27 protein-coding genes are annotated in these 23,315 nt (G+C 66.0%); 10 read left to right on the top strand and 17 right to left on the bottom strand.

Annotated features, from left to right (window positions below; all coding sequences use genetic code 11):
• The first annotated feature begins 437 nt into the window (after positions 1-437).
• Positions 438-2,492, top strand: a complete 2,055-nt coding sequence (locus AC59GX_RS07985; RefSeq protein WP_426279818.1) for a S9 family peptidase — start codon at positions 438-440, stop codon at positions 2,490-2,492.
• Complete coding sequence (locus AC59GX_RS07980) at positions 2,489-2,881, top strand: acyl-CoA thioesterase (protein ID WP_200924201.1); 393 nt, start codon at positions 2,489-2,491, stop codon at positions 2,879-2,881. Before AC59GX_RS07985 ends, AC59GX_RS07980 begins: the two co-directional genes overlap by 4 nt.
• 114 nt (positions 2,882-2,995) lie before the next feature.
• On the opposite strand, the gene ppc is transcribed toward AC59GX_RS07980, so the two are convergent.
• The 3 genes from ppc to AC59GX_RS07965 form a co-directional block, all read right to left on the bottom strand.
• On the bottom strand, positions 2,996-5,671 hold the full coding sequence (gene ppc / locus AC59GX_RS07975) for a phosphoenolpyruvate carboxylase (protein WP_426279817.1): 2,676 nt from the start codon (positions 5,669-5,671) through the stop codon (positions 2,996-2,998).
• Between the two features lie 105 nt (positions 5,672-5,776).
• Positions 5,777-6,151: an EF-hand domain-containing protein gene (locus AC59GX_RS07970; protein WP_426279816.1), complete on the bottom strand. Its 375-nt coding sequence runs from the start codon at positions 6,149-6,151 to the stop codon at positions 5,777-5,779.
• A 25-nt stretch (positions 6,152-6,176) separates the two neighbouring features.
• Positions 6,177-6,743: an HNH endonuclease gene (locus AC59GX_RS07965; RefSeq protein ID WP_056052248.1), complete on the bottom strand. Its 567-nt coding sequence runs from the start codon at positions 6,741-6,743 to the stop codon at positions 6,177-6,179.
• A gap of 92 nt (positions 6,744-6,835) precedes the next feature.
• On the opposite strand from AC59GX_RS07965, the gene gluQRS reads away from it, so the two are divergent.
• Complete coding sequence (gene gluQRS / locus AC59GX_RS07960; RefSeq protein ID WP_426279815.1) at positions 6,836-7,666, top strand: tRNA glutamyl-Q(34) synthetase GluQRS; 831 nt, start codon at positions 6,836-6,838, stop codon at positions 7,664-7,666.
• 319 nt (positions 7,667-7,985) lie between these two features.
• Here gluQRS and AC59GX_RS07955 read toward each other — a convergent pair whose 3' ends face one another.
• A complete protein-coding gene (locus AC59GX_RS07955; protein ID WP_426279814.1) occupies positions 7,986-8,336 on the bottom strand; it encodes a DUF3147 family protein in 351 nt (116 codons plus the stop codon).
• A gap of 83 nt (positions 8,337-8,419) precedes the next feature.
• Between AC59GX_RS07955 and AC59GX_RS07950 the strand changes: the two genes are divergently transcribed.
• The 4 genes from AC59GX_RS07950 (at position 8,420) to egtD (ending at position 11,677) form a co-directional block, all read left to right on the top strand.
• Complete coding sequence (locus AC59GX_RS07950; protein ID WP_056052241.1) at positions 8,420-8,650, top strand: twin transmembrane helix small protein; 231 nt, start codon at positions 8,420-8,422, stop codon at positions 8,648-8,650.
• Between the two features lie 148 nt (positions 8,651-8,798).
• Complete coding sequence (locus tag AC59GX_RS07945) at positions 8,799-9,383, top strand: cob(I)yrinic acid a,c-diamide adenosyltransferase (protein WP_426279813.1); 585 nt, start codon at positions 8,799-8,801, stop codon at positions 9,381-9,383.
• A gap of 48 nt (positions 9,384-9,431) precedes the next feature.
• Positions 9,432-10,700, top strand: coding sequence for an ergothioneine biosynthesis protein EgtB (egtB, locus tag AC59GX_RS07940; RefSeq protein WP_426279812.1), 1,269 nt, complete (start codon positions 9,432-9,434; stop codon positions 10,698-10,700).
• Positions 10,700-11,677, top strand: a complete 978-nt coding sequence (gene egtD, locus AC59GX_RS07935; RefSeq protein WP_426279811.1) for an L-histidine N(alpha)-methyltransferase — start codon at positions 10,700-10,702, stop codon at positions 11,675-11,677. Before egtB ends, egtD begins: the two co-directional genes overlap by 1 nt.
• 39 nt (positions 11,678-11,716) lie before the next feature.
• Here the strand turns inward: egtD and AC59GX_RS07930 are convergent, their stop codons facing one another.
• The 4 genes from AC59GX_RS07930 to AC59GX_RS07915 all read right to left on the bottom strand — a co-directional run bounded on the left by AC59GX_RS07930 (position 11,717) and on the right by AC59GX_RS07915 (position 13,527).
• A complete protein-coding gene (locus AC59GX_RS07930; RefSeq protein WP_136188474.1) occupies positions 11,717-11,938 on the bottom strand; it encodes a hypothetical protein in 222 nt (73 codons plus the stop codon).
• 82 nt (positions 11,939-12,020) lie between these two features.
• Positions 12,021-12,317: a hypothetical protein gene (locus tag AC59GX_RS07925; protein ID WP_497301432.1), complete on the bottom strand. Its 297-nt coding sequence runs from the start codon at positions 12,315-12,317 to the stop codon at positions 12,021-12,023.
• A gap of 152 nt (positions 12,318-12,469) precedes the next feature.
• On the bottom strand, positions 12,470-12,841 hold the full coding sequence (locus tag AC59GX_RS07920) for a hypothetical protein (RefSeq protein ID WP_136188472.1): 372 nt from the start codon (positions 12,839-12,841) through the stop codon (positions 12,470-12,472).
• Positions 12,838-13,527: an EI24 domain-containing protein gene (locus AC59GX_RS07915; protein ID WP_426279809.1), complete on the bottom strand. Its 690-nt coding sequence runs from the start codon at positions 13,525-13,527 to the stop codon at positions 12,838-12,840. The genes AC59GX_RS07920 and AC59GX_RS07915 overlap by 4 nt, the downstream gene beginning before the upstream one ends.
• 503 nt (positions 13,528-14,030) lie before the next feature.
• Between AC59GX_RS07915 and AC59GX_RS07910 the strand changes: the two genes are divergently transcribed.
• Positions 14,031-15,029: an adenosine kinase gene (locus AC59GX_RS07910; protein ID WP_426279808.1), complete on the top strand. Its 999-nt coding sequence runs from the start codon at positions 14,031-14,033 to the stop codon at positions 15,027-15,029.
• A 126-nt stretch (positions 15,030-15,155) separates the two neighbouring features.
• Here the strand turns inward: AC59GX_RS07910 and AC59GX_RS07905 are convergent, their stop codons facing one another.
• The 9 genes from AC59GX_RS07905 to hisB all read right to left on the bottom strand — a co-directional run bounded on the left by AC59GX_RS07905 (position 15,156) and on the right by hisB (position 21,130).
• Complete coding sequence (locus AC59GX_RS07905; protein WP_426279807.1) at positions 15,156-16,766, bottom strand: amino acid permease; 1,611 nt, start codon at positions 16,764-16,766, stop codon at positions 15,156-15,158.
• Positions 16,767-16,877: 111 nt separating this feature from the next.
• Complete coding sequence (locus AC59GX_RS07900; RefSeq protein ID WP_426279806.1) at positions 16,878-17,255, bottom strand: histidine triad nucleotide-binding protein; 378 nt, start codon at positions 17,253-17,255, stop codon at positions 16,878-16,880.
• A 115-nt stretch (positions 17,256-17,370) separates the two neighbouring features.
• Entirely contained in the window at positions 17,371-17,688 is a 318-nt protein-coding gene (locus AC59GX_RS07895) for a phosphoribosyl-ATP diphosphatase (protein ID WP_426279804.1), read from the bottom strand.
• A 32-nt stretch (positions 17,689-17,720) separates the two neighbouring features.
• Positions 17,721-17,897 carry a hypothetical protein gene (locus AC59GX_RS07890; RefSeq protein ID WP_426279802.1) on the bottom strand — a complete coding sequence of 59 codons (177 nt, stop codon included), beginning with the start codon at positions 17,895-17,897 and terminating at the stop codon, positions 17,721-17,723.
• A 4-nt stretch (positions 17,898-17,901) separates the two neighbouring features.
• A complete protein-coding gene (hisF, locus tag AC59GX_RS07885; RefSeq protein WP_426279801.1) occupies positions 17,902-18,675 on the bottom strand; it encodes an imidazole glycerol phosphate synthase subunit HisF in 774 nt (257 codons plus the stop codon).
• A 220-nt stretch (positions 18,676-18,895) separates the two neighbouring features.
• The gene (hisA, locus tag AC59GX_RS07880; RefSeq protein ID WP_120301399.1) at positions 18,896-19,630 is read right to left on the bottom strand and encodes a 1-(5-phosphoribosyl)-5-[(5-phosphoribosylamino)methylideneamino]imidazole-4-carboxamide isomerase; all 735 of its coding nucleotides are present in this window, start codon (positions 19,628-19,630) and stop codon (positions 18,896-18,898) included.
• On the bottom strand, positions 19,627-20,232 hold the full coding sequence (gene hisH / locus AC59GX_RS07875; RefSeq protein WP_426279798.1) for an imidazole glycerol phosphate synthase subunit HisH: 606 nt from the start codon (positions 20,230-20,232) through the stop codon (positions 19,627-19,629). The genes hisA and hisH overlap by 4 nt, the downstream gene beginning before the upstream one ends.
• The gene (locus AC59GX_RS07870) at positions 20,229-20,546 is read right to left on the bottom strand and encodes a YciI family protein (protein WP_253071257.1); all 318 of its coding nucleotides are present in this window, start codon (positions 20,544-20,546) and stop codon (positions 20,229-20,231) included. The genes hisH and AC59GX_RS07870 overlap by 4 nt, the downstream gene beginning before the upstream one ends.
• The gene (gene hisB / locus AC59GX_RS07865) at positions 20,543-21,130 is read right to left on the bottom strand and encodes an imidazoleglycerol-phosphate dehydratase HisB (RefSeq protein ID WP_426279796.1); all 588 of its coding nucleotides are present in this window, start codon (positions 21,128-21,130) and stop codon (positions 20,543-20,545) included. Before hisB ends, AC59GX_RS07870 begins: the two co-directional genes overlap by 4 nt.
• Positions 21,131-21,201: 71 nt before the next feature.
• Here hisB and AC59GX_RS07860 point away from each other — a divergent pair, with 71 nt between their 5' ends.
• Positions 21,202-21,687: an SspB family protein gene (locus tag AC59GX_RS07860; RefSeq protein ID WP_056489744.1), complete on the top strand. Its 486-nt coding sequence runs from the start codon at positions 21,202-21,204 to the stop codon at positions 21,685-21,687.
• A gap of 186 nt (positions 21,688-21,873) precedes the next feature.
• A complete protein-coding gene (fumC, locus tag AC59GX_RS07855; RefSeq protein ID WP_426279794.1) occupies positions 21,874-23,262 on the top strand; it encodes a class II fumarate hydratase in 1,389 nt (462 codons plus the stop codon).
• Positions 23,263-23,315: the final 53 nt, after the last annotated feature.

The raw sequence follows: 23,315 nt of genomic DNA, 5'->3' as shown, positions 1-23,315 counted from the left end.
CACAAAGTTCACAGTCTGGCGAGGTTGCGATGCGCGTCCCGTTGGTATTGCAGCGGGGTTTGCCGGGTCATGCCGGGCGTTGTGGCAGAAACGCGGTTTGTAGGACAGCGGCGAGGGGCGACACCTCGCCGGACGCACATTCGCTAGACTAGCAAATCGATTTCACCGCCCCCCTTGTTCTCCCGCGAAGGCGGGAGCCCAGTCTGCGTCCCCGCCTTTGCGGGGAAGCAAGCTTGGTGCAGGTTCGCAGGACCAGCCGCCCCCCGGCGAAGGCCGGGGCCCAATTGGGGGACGATGGTAACGAGGGATTGCGCGCCGTTACTGCGACCTTTTCAATTGGGCCCCGGCCTTCGCCGGGGTGGTGGTTGCGGCGGGGATCGGTTCTTGCCAATACCACAGCGTTTGGCATCCTCCCCCCGCACGGCTAACACACCGGCATGACCACGCCCCCCATCGCCGAACAGCGGCCGCACAGCTTCACCACGCATGGCGTGACGATCGAGGATCCCTATGCGTGGCTGAAGGATCCGAACTATCCGGAAGTCGATGACGCCGACGTCCTCGCGTATCTCGCCGCCGAGAACGCGTATTTCGAAGAGCAGATGGCGCCGCATACCGCGCTGGTCGACACGATCTACGAAGAGATGAAGGCGCGCATCAAGGAGGACGAATCCTCGGTGCCGCAGAAGGATGGCGACTGGTTCTACTGGACCGCGTACGAGACCGGCGGGCAGTACAAGAAATGGTGGCGGAAGCCCGTTGCGGGCGGTGACGACGAGCTGTTGCTCGACGAGCCGGCGCTGGCGGAGGGGCACGAGTATTTCCGGCTCGGCGCGTTCTCGGTCAGCAATGACGGGCGCTATCTCGCCTATGCGATCGACGACAATGGGAGCGAGCGGTTCGAGGTTCGGGTCAAGGATCTGGATACCGGCGAGCACCTGCCCGACGTGATCCCGGGGATGCTCAGCGAGATCGTCTGGACCGCGGACGATGCGGGCTTCCTGTACGGGCTGGCGAACGAGCAGTGGCGGACGGACAATGCGCGGTTCCACCGGCTGGGGACGCCGATCTCCGAGGACGTCGTGCTGTTCCACGAGGAGGACGAGGGCTTTCGCGTCGGCGTCGGCGAGACGAGCTCGCGCAAGTGGATCGTGATTGCGACCAGCGACCATGTGACGAGCGAGCTGTACCTGCTGCCTGCGCACGAGCCTCTGGCGGTGCCGATCCTCGTTTCGGCGCGGAAGGTGGGCCGCGAATATGATGTGGACGAGCATGACGGGACGCTGTTCATCCATACCAACGACGTCGATCCGAATTTCCGGCTTTGCACCGCGCTGGTCGAGGAGCCGGATGCGTGGAGCGAGCTGATTCCGGCGAGCCCGACGTTCTACATGACCGGGGTGGAGTGCTATCAGGACTTCTTCGTCGTCGACGGGCGCGAGGACGGGCTCGATCAGATCACGATCCACCGGTACGAGACGCCGACCGAGGGCAAGCGGATCGACTTTCCCGAGGCGAGCTATGTCGCAGGGCTGGGGGACAATCCCGAGTACGACATGACGGTGCTGCGGCTCGGGTATGAGTCGATGGTCACGCCTGGCACTGTGTATGATTACGACGTCGATACCGGTGAGCGGACGATGCTCAAGGTGCAGGAAATCCCGAGCGGCTATGACGCGGCGAAATACGCGACCGAGCGGCTGAAGATCGTTGCGCGGGACGGGACGGAGATCCCGGTTTCGATCGTGTATCCGGCGGGGTTCGTGCGCGATGGGTCGGCGCCGTTGTTCCTCTATGCGTATGGCGCGTACGGCTATGCGATCCCGCCGGGCTTCTCGACGGGCCGCATGAGCCTGCTCGATCGCGGGTTCGCCTATGCGATTGCGCATATCCGCGGCGGCGATGATCTGGGCCAGCAATGGTATCTGGACGGCAAGCTCGAGAAGCGCGCGAACACGTTCAACGATTTCGTCGATGTCGCGAGGGCGCTGGTCGACGCGCAGTGGACGTCGGCGGGGAAGATCGCGATCGCGGGGCGGTCTGCTGGCGGCGAGCTGATGGGGGCGGTGGTCAATTCGGATCCCGAGCTGTGGGGCGCGGTGATCGCGGACGTGCCGTTCGTCGACGTGCTGAACACGATGCTCGACGAGAGCCTGCCGCTGACGCCGGGCGAGTGGCCGGAGTGGGGTAATCCGATCGAGGACGAGGCTGCGTTCGAGCTGATCCGGTCGTATTCGCCGTACGACAACGTGAAGGCGCAGGCTTATCCGCCGATGTTCATCAGCGGGGGGCTCAACGATCCTCGGGTGACCTATTGGGAGCCGGCGAAGTGGGCGGCCAAGCTGCGGCTGATGAAGACCGACGACAATGTGCTGCTGCTCAAGACCAACATGGGCGCGGGGCATGGCGGCAAGTCGGGGCGGTTCGAATCGCTGCGTGAGGGCGCGGAGGAGCATGCGTTCGTGCTGTGGCAGCTTGGCGTCGCGGGGTGAGCCGGTTCACGCTCTCGATCACGGCGCAGGACGCGGATATCGACGAGCTTGGGCATGTGAACAATGCGGTCTGGGTGCAGTGGATCCAGGCTATTGCGACCGCGCATTGGGAGGCTGTGGCGCCGGCGGAGCACAAGCTGGCGTATGTGTGGGTCGTGACGCGGCATGAGATCGATTACCGCGGGAGTGTCGTTGCGGGGGAGACCGTCGTTGGTGAGACTTGGGTCGAGGGGGCTCCTAAGGGGGCTCGGTTCGATCGGCATGTGCGGTTCGTCGGGGATGATGGGAAGGTGAAGCTGCAGGCGGTGACCACTTGGGCTTTGCTCGACCGCGCGACTGGGCGGTTGATGCGGGTGCGCGAGGATGTCGCTGCGCCGTTTTACTCGTAATCCCCCTTCCGCTTGCGGGAGGGGTTAGGGGAGGGCGCGACGTACGTACTGGCGTCCGGTTGGTGGGGCACACCCCCTCCCCCGACCCCTCCCGCAAGCGGGAAGGGAGTAGTTTTAGCCGCTGTTGCGCAGGGCAGTGGCGATGGCGTTGATGGATAGGAGGATGCCTTCGCCTATCCGCGGGTCGTCCTCGCCTGCTCGGCGGCGTTTGATCAGTTCGATCTGGAGGAGGTTGAGCGGCTCGATATACGGCAGGCGGAGGCGGATTGAAGCGTCCAGTGCGGGGTGCTTTTCGAGCAGGCGCGACTGGCCGGTGACTTGCAGAAGCCCGTCGTGGGTCTGGTGCCAGCCGTCGCGGATCGTGGTGAAGATCTCGCGGAGCTTGCCGTCCTCGACCAGCCCGGCATAGCGTTCGGCGATGCCGATGTCGGACTTGGCGAGCACCATCTCCAGGTTCGCCAGCGCGGAGGCGAAGAGCGGCCAGCCTTGCGCCATGTCCTTCAACAGCGCCTTGTCCTCGAAATCGGCGATCGCACGGCCTACCCCGTACCAGCCGGGGAGCATGACGCGCGCCTGCGCCCAGCTGAACACCCAGGGGATCGCGCGGAGGTCTTCGATGCGGTCGGACTTGGTGCGGCTGGCGGGGCGGCTGCCGATCTTGAGGCCGGCGATTTCGGCGATCGGGGTCATCTGGCGGAAGAAGGTGCGGAAGCCCTCCGTACCGTAGACCAGGTCGCGGTAGCTGTGGAACGCGGTGTCGCTGAGCGTGTCCATTGCGGCCGAGAAGCTGGCGTTGTCGGCATTGGAGAGGCGTTCGGGTTCGAGGCTGGCGAGCAACGTGGCCGACGCGATCGCTTCGAGATTGGTCATTGCGGCGTCGCGCGTGCCGTATTTGGCGGCGATGACTTCGCCCTGCTCGGTGATGCGGATGCGGCCCTGGACGGTGCCCGACGGCTGCGCGCGGATCGCGCGGAACGCCGAGCCGCCGCCGCGCCCGACTGCGCCGCCGCGGCCGTGGAACAGCTGCATGCCGACGCCGGCGGCTGCGAAGACGGGTTTGAGCGCGGTCGAGGCTTTCGAGAGCTCCCAGGTGGAGGTGAGGTAGCCGCCGTCCTTGTTGCTGTCGGAATAGCCGATCATCACTTCCTGATGGCCGCGCGCCTTCGAGATGGTGGAGATCTCGGGGAGCGCGAACCAGGCGGTCATGACGGCGGGGGCGGCTTCGAGATCGCCGATCGTCTCGAACAGGGGCACGGCCATGATCGCCGCGGTCGGGGTTTCGCCGGGGCGGTAGAGGCCGACTTCCTTGAGCAGCAGGTTCACTTCGAGCAGGTCGCTGACCGACTGCGCCATCGACACGATGTAGTTGGTGATACACGCGGGACCATACGCTGCGTGCGCGTCGGCGGCGGCCTGGACGATCGCGAGTTCGCCGGCGGTTTCCTGCGAATATTCGGCGAAGCGCGAGGTGAGCGGGCGGGCGTTTGCGAGTTCGCGGCGGAGCAGCGCGACGCGGGCTTCTTCGTCGAGCGCGAGGTACTCGTCCTCGACGCCGGCGACTTTCAGCAGTTCGGCGACGACGCGTTCGTGGACGGCGCTGTTCTGGCGCAGGTCCAAGGTGGCGAGGTGGAAGCCGAACGTCTCGACGCCGCGGATCAGCCGGCCGAGCGCGCCGCCGGTCTTCAGCGCGATGCCGAGCCCGTGCGCGAGCGTGACGAGGTCGGCGCGGAAGTCGGCGGGGTTCGCATAGGGCTCGCCGACGAGGCGGCCGGGGCGGGGGGCGTGCTTGCCAGTCAGCGCGTCGTGCGTCGCGGACAGCCGGGCGTAGATGCCGGAGAGCGCGCGGCGATACGGCTCGTCGCTGCGGCTCGCGGCATCGTCGCCGCTGGCGTCGGCCAGCGCCTGCACGGCGGCTTCGGCGGGGGCGTGCTCGGTCGAGATCGAGAGTTCGGCGCCGAGCGCGTGCACTGCGTCGCAGTAGTAGCCGAGCACGGCTTCGCTCGCCTTCGACAGCGCGGTCTTGAGCGAGTCCGCGGTGACGTACGGGTTGCCGTCGCGGTCGCCGCCGATCCAGCTGCCGGGGCGCAGGAAACTAGGCGTGCGTTCGCCGAGGGCGCGGTCCCAGCGCTGGTAAAGCGCGGGGAGCGCGGGGAGGAACACGTCGCGGAGGTAGCTGAGCGCGGTGTCGACCTCGTCGGTGACGTAGAGGCGGTCGCGGCGGAGGACGCGGGTTTGCCAGAGGAGCGCGATCTGGCGGAGGATCGCGTCGTCGACGCTGTCGCCATCCGGCGTGGTGTCGCGGCCGAGATCGCGCAACGCCATCAGCTCGGCGATGCGGTTGCGGTGGTCGATCATGCTTTTGCGGCGGACTTCGGTCGGGTGCGCGGTGAGCACGGGGGCGATCAGCGCGTGGTCGAGCAGCGTGCGGATCTGGGCGCGGTCGATGCCTTCGGATTCGAGCTGGGCGATTGCGGAGGCGAGGTCGGCGCCGTCTTCCGCGGCGATGCCCTGGCGGTCCTCGGCGAGGTTGGCGAGCATCGAGAACAGCATGAAGCCGCGGACGAAATCGAGCGTCTCGTCGAGGCTCAGTTTTTCGAGGCTGAGATCGACCGCGCGATCGTCGCCGGGCTTGCCTTCGGAGGCGTCGCGGTGGCGCTCGACCGACGCCTTGCGGATCGTCTCGGTTGCCGCGAACAGCCGCTCGCCGCCATAGGCGCGGATGACGTCGCCGAGCAGTTTGCCGAGGAAGCGGATGTCGGAATTGTTCGCGATTGCGGGGAGGCTTGCCATGATTCCCTGCTGCGCTGCGGCAGGGATCAGGTCAACCGTGAACGCTAGGCGACACGCTTAAATAGTCGCTTCGACGGACCTCCGAGCGACAGATTGTTGCACCGATCAGCGCTTCCGCGACTCCGCGCGCTCTTCCGACGTCACCGTGCCGTCGTGGTTCAGGTCCATCCTGTCGAACCAGGCGAGCGTGCCTTCGCTCCACTCGATCGCGGTGATGACGCCGTCCTTGTTGCGGTCGAACGCCTTGATGCGCGCGTTGGGCGAGGGGAGTTCGTCCTTGGTAACCCGATCGTCGCCGTTGCGGTCGAGCGTGCGGAAGCGGCGCTCCATGCTGGCGCCGAAATCGAGCCGCGACGTCACCGAAGGCGGCACGAAGCCGACCGCGTTGGCGTCGGCCTGCGCGCGCTGGGCGTCCTTGTCGCCGCACGCGGACACCAGAATTCCCGTCGCGGCGAGCGCCGTTACCAGTTTCACCTGCATAGAATCTCCCGTCGTATCGATGCCGTCAGGCTTCGAGTTCGATGTCCCAATAGAGCCAGTCGTGCCACGTGTCGTGCAGGTAGTTGGGCGGGAAGCTGCGGCCGTGTTCCTGGAGGTGCCAGTTGGTCGGGCGGATCGCCTCGATGTGCAGCGGCATCGCCGCCTGTTTTGGCGTGCGCCCGCCTTTCTTGAGGTTGCAGGGCGAGCACGCGGTGACGACGTTCTCCCAGGTGGTACGACCGCCTTGCGCGCGGGGGACGACATGGTCGAAGGTAAGATCGCGCAGCTTGCCGCAATATTGGCAGGTGAACTTGTCGCGCAGGAACAGGTTGAAACGAGTGAAGGCGGGAAATTGCGACGGTCGGACGAACTGCTTGAGCGCGATCACCGAGGGCAGCTTCAGCGCGAAATTGGCGCTGCGGACTTCGCGTTCGTAAGTGGCGACGATGTCGACACGGTCGAGGAACACCGCCTTGACCGCGGTTTGCCACGGCCAGACACTGAGCGGATAGTAGGAAAGCGGCGTGTAGTCGGCATTCAGCACGAGCGCCGGACAACCATCCGGATGACGCATCAGATCGGGGTGAAACACGGCTCCTCCCACTCAGGCTTCGCAGAGCGCCCTATGGACGACAGCGATGACACCGGCATGACAGCACGCCGCGTGGCGGTCGGTCAAGCGTGGTGAGCGACGGACCGGTCGTAACGCGGTTCGCGCCGAGCCCTACGGGGCGGTTGCACCTGGGCCACGTGGTGTCGGCGATACGCGCGCACGATCACGCACGTGAGCGGGGTGGGCGGTTCCTGCTGCGGATCGAGGACATCGATGGAACGCGGAGCCGGCCGGAGTTCGTGACGGGGATCTTGGAGGACCTGGCCTGGCTCGGGTTACGGTGGGATTCGCTGGTGTTCCAGTCGGAACGGCTGGCGACGTATGATGTTGCGCTGGAGCAGTTGAAGGCGCGCGGGCTGGTCTACCCGTGTTTCTGTACGCGGGCGGAGATCGCGGCGAGCGCGTCGGCGCCGCAGGGGGATGTCGGGCCGGTCTACCCGGGGACGTGTCGGGGCCTGACCGCGGACGAGGCCGCTGCACGGGGGGATCTGGCGCATTGCTGGCGGCTCGACATGGCGAAGGCTGTGGCGGTTACCGGCGTGCTCGCGTGGCACGATGCGACTGCGGGGACGGTTGTCGCCGATCCGTTGGCGCAGGGGGACGTCGTGCTGGCGCGGAAGGATGCGCCTGCTAGCTATCATCTGGCGGTGACTCTGGATGATGCGGCGCAGGGCGTGACGGACGTGGTGCGTGGGGTGGACCTGTTCGCGGCGACCGACGTGCACCGGGTTTTGCAGGCTTTGCTGGGGTTGGGGGTGCCGCGCTATCATCATCATCCGTTGGTGGTGGATGCGACGGGGCGGCGGTTGGCCAAGCGGGACGGGGCTTTGTCGCTGGCTGAGATGCGGGCTGCGGGGGAGGATGGGGTGGTACTGGCGGCTCGGGTGCGGGGTGGGGGTTAATAGGTTTCCAGCGGTCAGCGCGGGGATCAATCGGTGCTTGCAACTTTCGGCGGCGATGCGGTCGTAAAAGGTCGCAGTCTGCACTTCCTTGTTCTCCCGCGAAGGCGGGAGCCCAGTCTGGGTCCCCGCCTTCGCGGGGAAACAATGAGGAGAGTGGGACGTCAGTAATCTCGCACCACCCCGGCGGAGGCCGGGGCCCAGTTGGGGGACGTTGTCGACTGAACGCTGCGCTTCGTTACTGCGACCTTTCCAACTGGGCCCCGGCCTTCGCCGGGGTGTTGCTTCTTTTTTGGGGGGGGCTTTTGCTTGTATGGGTGCGCTACAGCTCGATCCCCAGCCTTGGCGCGGCCCAAGTCATCGCAGCATACAGCGCGATCGTCAGTACGCACCCGGCCACCAGCGATGCCCAGAACGGCGCGCCATGTCGCAGCATCGCCGGGATCAGCAGGAACATCGGCAGCGACGGCAGCACGTACCAGAAGGTCGCGCCGGCGTGTGCGGCCATCGTCCGTGGGTCGGGCTTGTCGCGCCAGAGCCAGATCATGCCGAGCACCGACACCAGCGGCAGCGACGCCACGAGCGCGCCGAAGCCGGGATAGCGCTTGGCGATCTCCGAGGCGGCGGCGATAAGAATGCCGGAAATCAAGGCTTTCAGCGTCAAGTATAACATGCAGCATTTGCGCGCATCACAAGCGTGTCCGCAACACTATCCTTGCCATTGCTAGCGTCGGCGCGCGCGCTTACATTCAGTCCATGAACACATTCCTCGTCATCCTCCTGATCGCGGCGATGATCGCGACCGTCGTGGCCCTAGTGCGGGGCGTCGTGTCGTTCCTGCAGGAGGGGACTGCGCAGGTTCGCGACGGCAACGGCCCGAGCGCGGCGTCGCTCAAATCGAATCGGATGATGCAGCAGCGGATTTTCTTCCAGGCGCTGGCGATCCTGATCGTCGTCGTGATCCTGTTCGCGGCGGGGCGGAACTAGGGTCTAACGCGCTTTCCTAACCACCGTCATCCCAGCGCAAGCTGGGATCTCAACGTTAGGCGGATGTCGCGAGCCACGAGGGATACCCCAGCTTTCGCTGGGGTGACGGACTTGTGGCACAGCATGGTCGGACAGAAGGAATCGACCGATGGTCAAGCTCAACAAGATCTACACGCGAACCGGTGACGACGGCACGACGGGGCTGGTCGACGGGTCGCGGGTGTCGAAGGCGAGTGCGCTGATGCAGGCGATCGGCGATGTCGACGAGGCGAACTCCGCCATTGGCGTGGCAGTGGTGGCGCTCGGCGACGATCCGCTCGCCACTGCGCTGGAGCGCATCCAGAACGACCTGTTCGATCTTGGTGCCGACCTTGCGACTCCCGCCGGTAACGACGGATTCGAGCCTTCCGAGATGGTACTGCGGATCGTGCCGGCGCAGGTCGAGCGACTCGAGCGAGAGATCGATGCGATGAACGTGCACCTCGCGCCGTTGCGGAGCTTCATCCTGCCGGGCGGATCGCCACAGGCTGCAGCGCTGCATCTGGCGCGAGCGATTTCGCGTCGCGCGGAGCGATCCGCGGTCGCGGCGACGCACGATTTGCCGCTGAATCCGGCGGCATTAGCGTATGTTAACCGGCTATCCGATTTCCTGTTCGTGGCGTCGCGGGCGGTGAACCAAAACGGGGCCGGCGACGTTCTATGGCGACCGGGGGCTACGCGCGCGCAGGCGTGATCGGCTTTCGCGCGTTGCGGTACTGGGCGACGCATTGAAGGATAACCGATGCCTCAGCCGATTCGTCCCGAACTCACCCCCGCTCCTTCGTCGGATTTGAGCGAGCGCTTCTCGACTGTACGCGCGTTGTCGCTTGCTCTGGCCGCGCCGCTGTCGGATGCGGATGCGACGGTGCAGTCGATGGACGACGCGTCACCGACCAAGTGGCATCTGGCGCATACGACGTGGTTCTTCGAGACCTTCGTGCTGCGCGATCATGTCGCCGGCTATGCGCTGCACGACGAGCGGTTTCCGTTTTTGTTCAACAGCTATTACGAGGCCGAAGGGCGGCGCCATGCACGCGATCGCCGCGGGATGGTGACGCGGCCGTCGCTCGACGAGGTGCGGGCGTACCGCGCGCATGTCGACGCGGCACTGCTCGACGCGCTGCCTAGGCTGTCGGCGGATGCGCAGACGCTGATCGCACTTGGGTGTCATCATGAAGAGCAGCACCAGGAATTGCTGGTGACCGACATTCTTCACATGTTTTCGGAGAACCCGCTCGAGCCGGCGATGTGGCCGGCGCCGCGGAAAGTGCCGGTCGAGATGCCGGGGCCGATCGGCTGGATTGCGCGCGAGAGCGGGATCGTCGAGGTTGGGCATGACGGCGACGGGTTCGCGTTCGATTGCGAGGGACCGCGTCACGCCGCCTTGCTGGTGCCGCATGCGATCGCCGACCGGACCGTGACGAACGGCGAATGGGCGGCGTTCATTGCCGATGGCGGCTACACCGAAGCGCGGCATTGGCTGGCGGACGGCTGGGCGTGGGTGAAGGCCGAGGGTATCGTCGCGCCGCTGTATTGGGAGCAGGGCGAGGCGGGCTGGACGCGGTTCGGTCTCGACGGCCGACGCGCGATCGATCCAGCGGCGCCGGTGACGCATGTGAGCTTCTTCGAGGCGGATGCGTATGCGAGCTGGGCCGGCGCACGGTTGCCGACCGAGTTCGAATGGGAGGCGGCGGCGGCCTCGCACGACGCGAACGGTGGCAATCAGATGGACGTGGCGGGGCCGGTCGAGCCTCGGCCGGCGGCGAATGGCCCGGCATTTTTCGGCGATGTCTGGGAATGGACCGGCAGCGCGTACCGCCCGTATCCCGGTTTCGTGACCGCGGCCGGCGCCGTCGGCGAATACAACGGCAAGTTCATGAGCTCGCAGTTCATCCTGCGTGGTGGCAGTTGTGCCACGCCGCGTGGTCATGCCCGGCCGAGCTACCGCAATTTCTTCTATCCGCACCAACGGTGGCAGTTCACCGGCGTGCGTCTCGCGAAAGATATTTGATGTTGAAGCCTGAGATCGAGGACGGCCAGCAGACGCTCGCCGATCCGCAATTCCGCGCGGACGTGCTGGACGGGCTCGCGCGGCGGCCGCGGGCGATCCCGGCACGGTGGTTCTACGACCGGCGCGGCTCGGAGCTGTTCGAGAAGATCACCGATCTGCCTGAATATTATCCGACGCGGACCGAGCGCTCGATCCTTGAGACCGCGTGCCCCGAAGTCGCGACGCTTGCTGGCGCAGGGCGTGCCGTCGTCGAGTTCGGCTCGGGATCGTCGACCAAGACGCCGATCCTGCTCGATGCCGTTGCGCCGTCGGTATACGTGCCGATCGACATCTCGGGCGATTTCCTCCGGGAGTCGTCGAAGGTACTGGGCGATCAGTTCCCCGACCTGCTGGTGCTACCGTTCGAGGCGGACTTCATGCGGCCGTTGAGCTTGCCGAAGACGATCGCGGATACGCCGAAGCTCGGCTTTTTTCCGGGATCGACGATCGGCAACATGATCCCGCTGATGGCGGTCGATCTGTTGCGCGCGATGCGGTCGTCGCTCGGCGTGGGCGCGATGCTGTTGATCGGGATGGACCGGATCAAAAGCGAGGACGTGCTGGTGCCGGCGTATGACGATGCGCAGGGCGTGACGGCTGCATTCAACCTGAACCTGCTAGAACGGATCAACCGCGAACTGGACGGCGACATCCCGGTCGACGCGTTCCGGCACAAAGCCGTGTGGAACGACGATCGCGCTCGGATCGAGATGCACCTCGAGGCGGTGCGCGACGTCGCGTTCACCGTTGACGGGCAATCGTTCGAGATGACCGCGGGTGAGACGATCCACACCGAGAACAGCCACAAATATGGCGCACGGGATGCGCGGATCCTCCTGCGGTCGGGCGGATGGACGCCGGTGGCGGCATGGACCGATCCCGAAGGTCTGTTCGGCGTGTATCTGGCCGAGGCTCAGGTGGAGCGGCCAGCGCCCTGAAGCAGGGCCTGTTCCGGACGAGTTGCCCGCCGCCTAGGCTCAGCCGGGAATGCCCCAGTTCGCCTCATCGTCAGCCGATGCGGCCGTGCGGACAAGATGCTCGACATAATGCTGGAAAATCGGAACCGTGAAGGTAACCAGCGTCGGCTCGCCCCCCGGTTCCTTGAACGTGAGCACGACGAAGCGCTGGCCGTCTTCGTCGAGAATCAGGCCGGCTTCCATCGCGCCGGGGCCGCTCGGGGTAATTACGGTCGTTGCCATGATCGTCTTTCGCTGTCGGGTCTCCAGGCGCCCATAACGTTCCGCCGCACCAAGTCCATGACCAGCGGGGTGTCGACGCGTGTCAGTCTCCCGCGGTCTTGGCCTCGATACGTCGCAGGTCCCGGATTTCGTACCAGGTGATCGGTCGGTCGCGGCCCGCGCACTGGATGATCAAGTCCGCTGCTTCGGCGTCGTCATACCCGTCGAATGCCCGAACCATCTCTTGCAAAGATCCGCTGGCGACGGACTTGCCGATGTCCTCTTCGTTCGCCGCATGCTCGCGCACTACCTTTGCGGGCATATTCCACATGGTCTTCAACACGATCACTGACTCCGGCCCCCCGGGTGGATCGCCGTCGTGAGGCGTGATGGAGCGCACGTCCATAGTGTCGGCAGGTCGTATGCGATCGCCTTACGCGACGGCACGGTGAACCGATCTCGCACTCCCGTTGCTCATCGACGAAGCCGGCGCGGTTAATCCTTATCGGATGCGTTGAAGGCGGAAACCTTGGCCTACCGCACGACCGTGCGTTACTTTCCGCCTTCCCGTCGTGTCAGCGCCGCGACGCAACTCGCACGGTCGATCGTGCTGCCGTCGGGTTCGCGTGCGTCGAGATACGTCACGCGGGGGGCATCGGATCCCTTGGGATACAGATACGCGTCGAGCACGCAGATCCCGCTCTGGAACTGAAGCTTCCGTGCGCTGCCCTCGCGCACGTCGGCGTCGGGTTGACCGAACAGCTTGGTCAGGCCGGCGGCATCCTGGCCGAGCACGCGCTCTAGCCCGACGCTCGTATAGGGGATGGCCGGACGTCCGACTGCGGGCTTGGCTACCGGAGCGGCGCAACCGGCCAAGCCGCCGCCGAGGGCCAGCGCGATGGCTATAGTGGTCAATCGCGTCATGGTCGGCCTTTGCGAGAATACTGGCTGTGGAAGTAATGCGTCGCCATCGCGGCCCCCAGCACGGGCGCGGCGATGTTGAGGACCGGAACCACGAACAGCCCGGTGTTCGCAAGCCCCAGCACGAACCGGCTCCCCTTGGTCGTCGCACGCCAGCCCCGCATCGCCGCCGCATCCATGTGGCGCGCCGCGACCATATCCCCCAGATCGCGCCCGAGCAGCCAGCCATTGACGATGAAGAACGCGGCGGCAGTGCCGACACCGGTGACGAGCAGCGCGATGTAGATGGGCAGCATCACGAGGTTGACGAGCACGACGCGACCGGCCAAGCGGAGTCCCATTGCGAGGCTCCGGGCGAACGGCACCGGCCGGGCGGTGCGCAGCGCGTCGGGATAATGCCGCGCCTCGACCGCTTCGACGACCTCGTCCGCGAAAATCCCGACCACGGCGATCGCGACGGCACGGAACAGCAGCCACAGCGCCAGGATCGTGACGAACAATGCGAACGCAGCGGCGAGTCCGTCGGAATGCCAGTCGAGCCACGCGGCGAGCGCAGCCTGCGTGCCCCACCACGTGCCCACGCCGAGCAGCGCGAAGACGAGCAGCGTGACGACCATCGACTTGACGAACACCCGGAGCACGGGCGGATCGGTAAGCTGACCAAGCGAGAGGGCGAGGGCGCGGAGCATTGGCTCGGGATGGCGCGGGGGCAGGCGAAGGTCAACGCGACTCTTAGCGGTCACGGGTCGGCCCGTCTGCGGATACCGCTCCTCACCGTTCCCCCGCGGACGCGGGGGCCCAGCTAAACCAAGGCTACCGCATGAGACCCTGGACCCCCGCGTCCGCGGGGGAACAGGAAAGGACGGTGCGGTTGAAAAAATGTAGGTATTTGTGCCGCGACGACCGTCAGAACCGCGCGAGCCGCTGTAACTGTCCGAACAGTTGTAACCGCTGCCCCCCCAACCAAAGCCACCACCCCGGCGAAGGCCGGGGCCCAGTTGGGGAACGACGGTAATAACGGATCACGTTTCATTACGACCACCTTTCTGGGCCCCGGCCTCCGCCGGGGGGGTACTGCCATCGCATAGCCTGCCGCCTAACAGCGGGAGCGCATCCCTCGACCCCCACACCAGTTGCACCAATCCCCCCCGCGATTTACGGCAGGGCTTTCCCGCACCCCCGGAGTTTCCCCTTGAGCACACCCACTTACGACGTCGTCGCGATCGGCAACGCCATCGTCGACATCCTCGCCACCGCCGACGACGCGTTCATCGCCGAGATCGGCGTCGCCAAGGGCTCGATGCAGCTCATGTTCTCGTCGGAAGAAGCCGACGCGCTCTACGCCAAGATGGGCCCGGGCATGGAAATCTCCGGCGGGTCGGCCGCCAACACCGTCGCCGGCATCGCCGCGCTCGGCGGCAAATGCGGGTTCATTGGCCAGGTCGCCGACGACCAGCTCGGCCAGGTCTTCGCGCACGACGTCCGCAGCATCGGCATCGAGTTCGCCACCCCCGTCCGCGCCGGCGACCCGACCACCGGCCGCTGCTTGATCTTCGTCACCCCCGACGGCCAGCGCACGATGAACACCTTCCTCGGCGCAGGGCAATTCCTCCCCGCCGCCGCGATCGACACCGCGATGATCGCCGACAGCGCGATCCTGTATCTCGAAGGCTATCTCTGGGATCCCGAAGAGCCGCGCGCCGCGATGCGCGCCGCGATCGACTGCGCACGCGGGGCAGGCCGAAAAGTTGCCTTCACGCTCAGCGACGTGTTCTGCATTTCGCGCCACGGCGGCGATTTCCGCCAGCTGCTGTCGGACGGCCTGATCGACATCCTGTTCGCCAACGAGAGCGAACTCGCCGCGCTCGCCGAGACCGACGACTTCGGCGCAGCCGTCGCCAAGATCTCGGCACAGGTCCCGACCCTGGTCGTCACCCGCGGCGAGCACGGCGCCTGCGCGATCCAGAACGGCGCGCGTGCAGAGGTCAAGGCCGAGCCGATCGCCAAGGTCGTCGACACCACCGGCGCGGGCGACCTGTTCGCGGCGGGTTTCCTCCACGGTCAGGCACAGGGCTACGACCTGCACGCATCGCTGAAGCTCGGCGCGGTCTGCGCAGCCGAGATCATCAGCCATGTCGGTGCCCGTCCCATGGTCGACATGAAGGCGCTCGCCACCAAGCATACTGGCTGACGGAGACTGTTTCCCCGCGAAGGCGGGGATCCAGACTGGGCTCCCGCCTTCGCGGGAGAACAAGCTTTCATGCAGATAAAAAAGGGCCGCGGGAGTTTCCTCCCGCGGCCCTTTTCGCGTCCAGTCTCAGAGCGTACCCGGAGGCGCCCGATCGTCCTCGGCCGCACCATCGTCGAGGCCAAGCCCGACATGGCTGCGCGAGCGGCTGTACAGGAAGTAGATCGCCAGCCCGATCGCGCCCCAGCCCGGCAGGACCAGCTTGGCCGTCAGCGGCAGCGACAAATACAGCCCGACGCAACCGATGATCGCGAGCGGCGCGACGATGTACACCGCCGGCGTGCGGAACGGACGCTTGCGTGCCGGATCGGTCTTGCGCAGCACCATCACCGAGATCGCGACCATCATGAACGCGAACAGCGTCCCCGCGTTCGAATAATCGGCGAGCTTGCCGACCGGCAGTACCGCCGCCGCGATCGCCGCGGCGATACCCGTCACGACCGTGACGACGTGTGGCGTACGGAACTTCGGGTGGATCGACGCGAGCTTGGCGGGCAACAAACCGTCGCGCGCCATCGTGAAGAACACGCGGGTCTGGCCGAACATCATCATCAGCACGACCGACGGCAGCGCGAGCACCGCCGCAAGCCCGACCAGCCGACCCATGATCGGCCAGTTGATGACCTGAAGCACGTGAACGAGTGCTTCCTTCGAGCACACCAAAGGCTCCATCGCCCCGCCTGCGACGATCGCCGCGCAACGCCCGGCCATCTCCGCCGAACCCGGTGCCAGGATGCCGCCCTCGGCTGTCGTCACCGGGTTCGCACCGATCGCACCGATCGCGCCCGATGCGACCAGCAGGTAGAACAACGTACAGATGCCGAGACTTGCGATCAGCCCGATCGGCACGTTGCGTTGCGGATTCTTGGTCTCCTCCGCCGCCGTCGAGACCGCATCGAAGCCGACATAGGCGAAGAAGATCGACGCCGCCGCACCCAGCACGCCGACACCCGACGAACTCAGCGGATTGCCGACGCCGTAGGGCAGGAACGGATGGAAATTGTCGGCCTTGAGCACCGGGATCGTCAGCGCGATGAACGCGGTCAGCGCGGCGATCTTGATCAGCACCAGCACCGCGTTGACGCGTGCGCTCTCGGTCGTGCCGACCACCAGCAGCCACGTGACGAGCGCGATGACGATCACTGCGGGCAGGTTCATGAAGCCGCCAACGGTCATCGCGGTCTGCAGATCTGCGTTGGGCGTCGCGCCGAACGCGACCTGGACGTTCGCCATCAGCGCGTCCGCGTTGCGCAACCCGTTGGGAATATGGAAGCCGATCCCGTCGAGCAGCCCGGCCAGATGGTTCGACCACCCGACCGCGACCGCGCTAGCGCCGACCGCATATTCGAGGATCAACGCCCAGCCGACCATCCAGGCGAGCAACTCGCCCGTGACCGCATAGGTGTAAGTGTAGGCCGAGCCCGACACCGGCACCATCGACGCAAGCTCGGAATAGCAGAGCGCCGCGACCGCGCAGACGAAGCCCGCGACGACGAAGCTCAGCAACATGCCCGGCCCGGCTTTCTGCGCGGCTTCGGAGGTCAGCACGAAGATACCCGTGCCGATCACCGCACCGACGCCCAGCAGCGTCAGCTGGAAGGCGCTGAGCGTTCGCGCCAGACCCTTTTTCTCTGCCGTCGCCAGAATGGCATCCAGCGATTTTACGCGACCAAAAATCAACGCGGTGTCCCCCGGGGATAGCGAGGGCCGGGTCAAATGGCCCCCTTGCTCAATCCCGCGAGCCTAATGGCAATTTTATTACGCGCAATCCTTTAGTGCGGTGAAGCTGGCCTATCGCGCCAGCATCGGCCCGAGCGGGCGCCCGCCGAAGACATGAACATGCAGATGCGGCACCTCCTGGTGTCCGTCCTGGCCGACATTCGCGAGCAGGCGATAGCCCGGTTCGACGAGGCCAGCGGCGCGCGCGACGGTGCCGACCGCGCGGATGAAGCCTGCGATCTCGGCGTCTGGTGCGCGCGCGGAAAAGTCGTCCCACGAGACGTAGGCGCCCTTGGGGATTACGAGCAGGTGCGTCGGCGCCTGCGGATTGATGTCATGAAAGGCGATTGCGAAATCGTCGTCATAGACCCGCTGCGACGGGATCTCGCCGCGCAGGATCTTCGCGAAGATGTTCTGGTCGTCATAAGGCTGGGTGGCGTCGATCGGCATATATTCCCCTCCCGCTTGCGGGAGGGGTTAGGGGAGGGGCTGGCCATCCCGATCCCGGCGGAGCATGTGCGTCATGCCCTCCCCCGACCCCTCCCGCAAGCGGAAGGGGAGCAGGTCACCCCGTCCGCCCGGCCTTCTCGACCAAACCGCCAACACCCTCGCGCCGCTCCAACTCCGCGCGCACGTCGTCCAAACTCAACCCTGCATCCGCCAGCAACACGGCCAGATGGAACATCAGGTCCGCCGCTTCCGGCACGATGCTCGCCTCGTCGCCCGAGCACGCCGCGATCACGGTCTCGACGGCTTCCTCGCCGAGCTTCTGCGCGATCTTGGGCCGACCCTTCGCGAACAGGCTCGTGGTGTAGCTGGTGTCGGCGGGCGCATCGCGACGCGCGCGGATGGTCGCCTCGAGGCGGTCGAATACGGGGTCCATGCGCGGCGTGCTGGAGCAGGCGCGCAGGCGGGTCAATCCTCCGCGGGCGGTTTGGTCTTCGCGAACCGCTTGCGCAACGCCCGTCGCACCAGCCACACGCCGATCGCCGCAAACGCAAACAGCGCGATGTCAGACAGTTCGGGGCCAGTGCGGGGATGGACGATGCCGCTATGCCCCGACTGCACCGCAAGGAGAGGCAGGGCGATCATCGGATCAGGCTGACCGAACCGGCGAGCGCACGGGAATCCCCGCTGCCGCCAGCGCGGCATGCGCGTCGCCGATCGACGCCTGCCCGAAATGAAAGATCGACGCCGCCAGCACCGCGCTGGCATGCCCGTCGCGGATGCCCGCCACCAGATCGTCGAGCCCGCCGACCCCGCCGCTAGCGACTACCGGTACGCTTACCCTATCAGAAATCGCGCGGATCAGGTCGAGGTCGTAACCACTGCGCGTCCCGTCACGGTCCATCGACGTGACAAGCAACTCGCCAGCCCCGAGTTCGGCGAGCTTCAAGGCATGCGCAATCGCATCGATCCCCGTCGCGCGGCGGCCGCCATGCGTGAACACCTCCCAGCCTTCACCCGACCGCCGCGCATCGACGCTGGCGACGCAGCACTGGCTGCCGAACCGCTCGGCGATATCCGCTACCAGTTCGGGCCGCTCGACCGCCGCGGAGTTCACGGCCACCTTGTCAGCCCCCGCCAGCAACAATGCACGCGCGTCATCCGCCGTCCGCACGCCGCCACCGACCGTCAACGGCATGAAGCACACCGCCGCCGTCCGCCGCACGACGTCGAGGATCGTCCCCCGACCCTCATGGGAGGCACCGATATCGAGAAAACACAGTTCGTCCGCCCCAGCCGCGTCATACGCTCGCGCCTGCTCGACCGGATCGCCCGCATCGCGCAGTTCGACGAAGTTCACACCCTTCACCACGCGCCCATCGGCAACGTCGAGACACGGAATGACGCGCGCGCGAACTGTCATGCGCTGTGCCGTAGGTTTTGTTCACGCGGAGAAGCGGAGACGCGGAGACGCGGCAGAGCCGCTGAGAAGAATATTTCGCGCAGAGGCGCAGAGGCGCTGAGAGCGAGGAAGGGAGCAAGGCCTGACTTCTTGCTCTCCGCGCCTCTGCGCCTCTGCGCGAACAAGTTTCTGCCTGCGGCGCTCAACTTCTCTCCGCGTCTCCGCGTCTCCGCGTGAACCATCATGCAGCCTTCGCCACACTCAACGCCGCAGCGAGATCGAGCCGCCCATCATACAACGCCCGCCCGGTGATCACGCCCTCGACCCCGTCCCGCACATGCAAAGCCAGCACGTGGATCTCGGCAATCCCCTTCACCCCGCCACTGGCGATCACCGGAATGTCCACCGACCGCGCCAGGTCGACCGTCGCGTCGACGTTGCACCCCTTCAGCATCCCGTCGCGCCCGACATCGGTGAACAGCAACGACGCCACCCCCGCATCCTCGAACCGCCGCGCCAGATCGACCGCGCTCGTGGTCGACACATCCGCCCAGCCCTTGGTCGCGACCATCCCGTCCTTCGCGTCGACCGCGACGACGATCCCGCCGGGGAAATCCTTCGCCACGCCGCGCACGAACTCGGGGTCCTCCAGCGCCGCCGTGCCGATCACGACGCGAGATACGCCCAGGTCGAACCAGCCCTCGACGCTCGCCCGAGTCCGGATCCCGCCGCCAAGCTGCACATGCCCCGGAAACTGCGCGACGATCGATCGCACCGCATCGCCGTTGACCGAAGCCCCCGCAAACGCGCCGTCGAGATCGACCACGTGCAGATGCTCCGCACCCGCCTCGGCGAACAGCATCGCCTGCGCCGCGGGATCGTCGCCATAGACGGTCGCGCGGTCCATATCGCCCTCGGCGAGACGCACCACCTGACCCGCCTTGAGGTCGATCGCAGGAAAAATGATAAGGCTCACGGCCGCCACTCCAGGAAACGTTCGAGCAAGGCCAGACCGTAGCGCTGGCTCTTCTCAGGATGAAACTGCACACCGATCATCGTATCGCGACCGATCGCCGCGGTGACCGGGCCGGCATGCTCGGTAGTCGCAAGCACGTCGGAACCCTCGAACGCGAAGCTATGCAGGAAATACGCCTCGCCCGGCTCGATTAGCGGATGCGCCACGGTCGGCACGACGTCGTTCCACCCCATATGCGGCACTTTTGCTTCCATCGTCCCAGGCTCCAGCCGCCGCACGCGTCCCGGAACCCAGCCGAGCCCGGCATGGGTCCCCATCTCCTCCCCCGCCTCGGCCATCAACTGCATACCGACGCAGATCCCGAGAAACGGCGCACCCTCGTCGCGAACCCGCCGGTTCAGCGCCTCGACCATCCCCGGCACCGCGCGCAACGCCGCCGCGCAAGCGCCATACGCGCCCACCCCCGGCAACACGATCCGCTCGGCCTTGGCAACGACGTCCGCATCCGAAGTCACGATCAGATCGACACACCCAGCCGTCCGCAACGCGTTCTCGACCGAATGCAGATTCCCCGCACCGTAATCGATCAGCGCGAGCGTCACGCCAGCAACTCCGCAATCCCCGGCAGGACCATGCTCGCGGTGAACGCGGTGATCTCAGGCGTCGCAAGTCCGCCGCTCACGAACGGATCGGTCGCAACCACCGCCTCGACCGCCGCCTTCTCGCCACGGATCAGGATGACGCCGCCGGTACGCGGAATCTGCCTACCCGACGCCAGGAACACGCCTTCCGCATAGCCCTTGGCGAGCCATGCAACGTGCTCCTTCATCTGCGCATCGATCGCGTCCAGTGGCGCGACGTAGGTCAGTACGACCACGCACAACGGCGCGTCGGTCCGCGCAAACGGCTCGCTCACAAGATCCCCTTGGTCGACGGAATCGCGTCGGCCTTGCGCGGATCGATCTCGATCGCGGTCCGCAGCACGCGCGCGACACCCTTGAATGCCGCCTCGGCGATGTGGTGGTTGTTCGACCCGTACAGCGTCTCGACGTGCAGCGTGATCCCCGCCGCCTGCGCGAAGCTGTGGAAGAAATGCTCGAACATCTCGGTATCCATCCCGCCCAGACGCTTCTGCGAGAACAGATCCTTCCACACCAGCCAAGGCCGCCCGGAAATATCCAGCGCCACCCGCGTCAGCGTCTCGTCCATCGGCGAAAGCGCATCGCCATACCGCACGATCCCCCGTTTATCGCCGAGCGCCTGCGCAAACGCCTGGCCGATCGCGATGCCGGTATCCTCGACGGTGTGATGCTCGTCGATATGCAGATCGCCCTTGGTCCGCACGCGGATGTCGATCAGCGAGTGGCGCGACAATTGTTCGAGCATGTGATCGAAGAAACCGACCCCGGTCTCGACGTCGTACACGCCGGTCCCATCGAGGTTCACGGTGACGTCGATCGCCGTCTCGGCGGTGGAGCGGGTGATCGTGGCGGTGCGCATGCCACCTCCCATAACGTGCGCCACGACGCATGCAATCTTGACCGCCAATCGAATGACGCTACCCAAGGGAGATGACCGATGGACTGCCCGATAGCCTGATTCCGTACGACGAGATCGTACAAGAAGCCCTGCGTGCCGTGGTCGGCCGCGTGCTCGGCTCCGTCGCGGAGGCCGGCGGGCTTCCCGGCGAGCATCATTTCTACATCACCTTCAAGACGCAGGCACCGGGAGTCGACATTCCCAAGCGGCTGATCGAGCGTTTCCCGGACGAGATGACGATCGTCATGCAGAACCGCTACTGGGACCTCATCGTCGACGACGAGCGCTTCTCGATCGGGCTTTCGTTCAATCAGGTGCCCTCGAAGTTGGTGATCCCATACTCGGCGATCACTGCGTTCCAGGACCCGGCGGTAAGCTTCGAACTCCGCTTCCAAGCACAGGAAGGTGCGGAGGACGCGCTTGGCGACCACGACGAAGCGGAAAACGACGGCCCGACCGCAGTGCCGATCGAGGATGGCTCGAACGTCGTAGCCGTGGATTTCAAACGGAAGAAGTGACCCAAACTCCCTCGCCCCTTCGGGGAGAGGGAAGGGGCCCGCCGCACTTGCGGTGGGAAGGGAGAGGGGAGTGAGGCTAAAGCCGCTTTCTCCCAACGCCCCTCACCCTTCCGTCGCCTGCGGCTCCTCCCTCCCTCTCCCCAAAGGGGCGAGGGATCCCGCCAAGCCCCGGAAGGTTCTCCCTCTATGACCACCCGCACAGAAACCGACACGATCGGCCCGATCGAAGTCCCCGCCGCCGCCTATTGGGGCGCCCAAACCGAACGCTCGATCGAGAACTTCCCCTTCGCTCCCCGCGAACGCATGCCGATCGAGATCGTCCACGCGCTCGCGCTCGTCAAACAAGCCGCCGCTCGCGTAAACCGGTCGCACGGCCTCGACGAAACCATCGCCACCGCAATTGACGCCGCCGCGCAGGAAGTCATCGACGGCAAGTTCGACGACCAGTTCCCCCTCGTCATCTGGCAGACCGGCAGCGGCACGCAGTCGAACATGAACGCGAACGAGGTCATCGCCGGCCGCGCGAACGAGGTCCTCACCGGCACCCGCGGCGGCAAGTCCCCGGTCCACCCCAACGACCACGTCAACATGAGCCAGTCGTCCAACGACAGCTTCCCCACCGCACTCCACATCGCCGCCGCGATCGCCACGACACGCCGCCTGATTCCCGCCCTCGACAAGCTCCACGCCGCGCTCGACGCGAAGGCCAACGCCTGGGACGACATCGTCAAGATCGGCCGCACGCACCTACAGGACGCGACGCCGCTGACGCTCGGCCAGGAATTCTCAGGTTATGCGAACCAGCTCTACCGCTGCCGTCACCGTATCGAGCCCGCGATCAGCCACGGCATGGTCATTCTCGCGCAGGGCGGCACCGCGGTCGGCACCGGCCTCAACGCCCCCGCCCGGTTCGGCGACGCGATCGCGCACGAACTGGCGGAAATCACGGGCCTGCCGTTCGTCAGCGCGCGCAACAAGTTCGAGGCGCTGGCGTCGAACGATCCGCTCGTCCACCTTTCGGGCACGCTCAACACGCTGGCGGTCGCGCTGACCAAGATCGCCAACGACATCCGCCTGCTCGGCTCGGGCCCGCGCTGCGGCTTCGGCGAGATCGACCTCCCCGCGAACGAGCCCGGCAGCTCGATCATGCCCGGCAAGGTCAATCCCACGCAGTGCGAGATGCTGACGATGGTCGCGGGCCAGGTGATGGGCAACCACGTGGCGGTCACCGTCGGCGGGATGCAGGGCCATCTGGAACTCAACGTCTTCAAGCCGCTGATCGGCGCCAACGTCCTCCGCTCGATCGACCTGCTAGCCACCGCGATGGAAGGATTCGCCGAACGCTGCGTCGATGGCATCGAACCCAATCGCGGGCGGATCGCGGACCTGCTCGACCGCTCGCTGATGCTGGTGACGGCGCTAGCACCCGAGATCGGCTACGACGCGGCGGCGAAAATCGCCAAATATGCGCACGCCGAAGGGCTGACGCTGAAGGAAGCCGGCCTCGCGCTAGGCCTCGTCGACGCCGAAACCTTCGACCGCGTCGTCAAACCCGAGTCGATGTTGGGCCGGTAATCTCCCCACACCGTCATCCTGACGAAAGTCAGGAACCAGAGCCACGATCGGCC

It is taken from the genome of Sphingomonas sp. 320_CC, assembly GCF_059691795.1.
This window is presented reverse-complemented; position numbering and strand designations above follow the sequence as displayed.